Here is a 2,220-nt window from a genome sequence, read left to right on the forward strand (position 1 = left end):
GAGGTCGAGGAACTTGCCGCCGAGCGATTCGATCTGCTCGCGCGTTTCCGGGCGCACGTCGAAACCCTCCACCTGCGCGCCCAGCCGGCGCGCGGTGGCGATGGCCTGCAGGCCGGCGACGCCGGCGCCGACCACCAGCACCTTCGACGGACGGATGGTGCCGGCGGCCGTGGTGAGCATCGGGAAATAACGCGGCGCCAGCTGCGCGGCCAGCAGCACGGCCTTGTAACCGGCCATGCCCGCCTGCGACGACAGCACGTCCATGGCCTGCGCGCGCGTGGTGCGCGGCAGTTTTTCCAGCGGGAAGGCGGTGAGCTTGCCGGCGACGAAGGTGTCCACGCGCGCCGGGTCGGCATGCGGCGCCAGCAGGCCGATCACCACCGCGCCGGGCTTGAGCTTGCCCAGGCGCTCGTTCGACGGCGGCTGCACGCACACCAGCACGTCGGCCTGCGCCAGCGCGCCGTCGGCGTCGTCGGTGAATTCGGCGCCGGCATAGGCGGCATCGGGGAAAAACGCCGGCTCGCCGGCACCGCGCTGCAGCAGCACGCGCGCGCCGAGCGCGACGAGCTTCCTGACGGTTTCGGGCGTCAGCGCCACGCGCCGTTCGCCGGCGGCGGTCTCACGGACGAACACGATGCAAACCGACATGCGCAGCACTCCCCGCTGGGTATGCGGGGGATGCTACCGGAAGCGCCGCCGGGGCGGCAGGGGCCTCAGCCCAGGTCTTCGCGCAGCTTGCCCATGACCCGGTGCAGCACCTGGTCGAACACCTGCTCCTGCTCGCGCACCAGCAGGTTGCCGGACTGCTTCATCGCGGCCAGCTCCTCGACGGAGGCGACCAGCACGCGCACGCCGCGGCGGTTGGTGAACATCAGGCGCGAGGAAATGGGGCTGACCCAGGACAGCTTCACCGGATGGTGCTTGCCGTCTTCGCCGGCGATGTGGATCCAGGTGCCGACCTTGAGCTGGCGCATCTGTTCGACGTCGCTGTCGCTGACGCCCATGCTGGCCTTGCCGCCCACCACTTCCAGGCGCGGCTTGAGGTCGGAAAGCAGGTCGTGCACGGCCGAACGGCGGCCAGGCAGCGGCACCACGTTGTCCTCGGCCGGCGCAGCGGCAGCCGCGGGCGCGGGCACCGGGGCGAGGCCGCGGGCGCGACGCTCGAGGCTGTCGGCCAGGCCGCGCATCACGTCCTGCGCCGCTTCGCCGATGATGCCGGAGCTGGCCAGCACGGTTTCGATCGGCTCGCGCATGGCATTGAGCGCCGGCGCGACCTGCTCGGCCGCGTCGCCCGGCTTGGGCAGCAGGGCCAGCAGGCGGTCGGCCACGGTCAGCGCCGACTGCCAGGAACCGCTGTCCGGGCCTTCGCGCAGCGCGATCATGGAAAGGTGGTGGGTCCAGTTGCGCTCGAGGAAATCGCGCATGGCCGGGGTCGGGTCGAGGCCGCGGGTGCGCTGATCGAGCTCCACCTTGGCCAGGTCGCGGGCCTGCTCCAGGCGCTCCTGGCCGCGCTGGGCCTCGGCGGCGCGGCGCTCGGCCAGCTCGACGCGGCGGCGGTGCTGTTCCAGGAACTGGCGCAGCTCCTGCTCCAGCGTCTCGAAGATGGCCAGGTCCTCGTTGAACTCGGCGATCAGGCGGTCGACGGTGGACTCGGCCTTCTGCAGCAGCTCGCGCTCCTGCGGGCCTTCGCCGCGGTTGCCCTCGACGGCCTCGGCCAGCGAATTCAGCAGGCGGCGCGCCGGGTGGGTCTTGTACAGGAACAGGCGGCGGTCCATCACCGCGGCCTTCACGAACGGAACCACCAGGCGCGAAATCATCTTGCGCGCGGCCTGCTCGAAGTCGCGCTCGTCGAACATCACGTCGAAGAGCATGCCGACCAGGTCCACCGCGTCCTCGTCGTCCTGGCTGATGCTGACCTGCTCGGGCGGCAGGCCGATCTGGCTGGCGCCGCGCAGCAGCTCGTTCTTCAGCAGCGCCGCCAGCGAGACCTCCGGGCGCTCGAGCGCCTCGTTCACCGACTCCGGCACCTGGCTCTGCATCAGCGACAGCACCGACATCATCTCGGCCGACTGCATCGGGCGCTGGCCACCGCGGCCGGTCTGGCGACCGCCCTGCGGCTGCGGCTGGTTGGCCGGGCGCCAGGCGTGCAGCAGCTGGCGCAGCGCGTCGAACACGGCGCGGTCCTCGGCCGCGCCGGCGCCCGGGTCGGCGGCGAAACCG

2 protein-coding genes are annotated in these 2,220 nt (G+C 72.0%); both read right to left on the bottom strand.

Annotation, left to right across the window (positions count from 1 at the left end; genetic code table 11):
- A partial coding sequence (locus tag N790_RS04665; RefSeq protein ID WP_043801398.1) for a Rossmann-fold NAD(P)-binding domain-containing protein occupies positions 1–648 on the bottom strand: 648 nt, incomplete at its 3' end.
- A gap of 65 nt (positions 649–713) precedes the next feature.
- Positions 714–2,220 (bottom strand): DUF1631 family protein (locus N790_RS04670; protein ID WP_043801400.1); only part of this gene is annotated, 1,507 nt, incomplete at its 5' end.

It is taken from the genome of Arenimonas malthae CC-JY-1, assembly GCF_000747075.1.
GTDB lineage: Bacteria > Pseudomonadota > Gammaproteobacteria > Xanthomonadales > Xanthomonadaceae > Arenimonas > Arenimonas malthae.